A 468-nucleotide genomic window follows, 5' to 3' on the forward strand; every position below is an offset into this window, starting at 1 on the left:
TGTCGTTACCGGTACCTTGTGCATCCAGCGTGACTGTTGGAGCAGTGGTATCCACCGTACCAGACGTTGAAGCCGTGCCGGTATTGCCGGCGGCATCGGTGGCGGCAGCATCGACAGTGAAGTTACCTTCTGCCATTTCCGCAGGGACATCGGCGCTGAAAGTGCCGTCTGGCTGTACGGTTGCTGTTACTGTTTGCGCGTCACCGTTGGCATCTGTCACGGTTAACGTCACTGATTCGCCCGCTGGCAGATCCGTGGTGCCGGAAATAGTCGGGGTGGTGTCGTTACCTGTACCTTGTGCATCCAGTGTTACCGTCGGTGCAATGGTATCCACCGTACCTGAGGTTGAAGCCGTGCCGGTATTGCCGGCTGCATCGGTGGCTGCTGCATCAACGGTGAAGTTACCTTCTGCTATTTCTGCAGGCACATCGGCACTGAATGTACCGTCAGGTTGCACAGTAGCGGTGA

General features: G+C 57.1%; 1 protein-coding gene. It reads right to left on the reverse strand.

Features of this window, described 5'->3' with window-relative positions; genetic code table 11:
• A partial coding sequence (locus ACXAGR_RS23775; protein WP_474852920.1) for an Ig-like domain-containing protein occupies positions 1-468 on the reverse strand: 468 nt, incomplete at both ends.

The sequence above is a fragment of the Alteromonas sp. ABH4_457 genome (assembly GCF_056160625.1).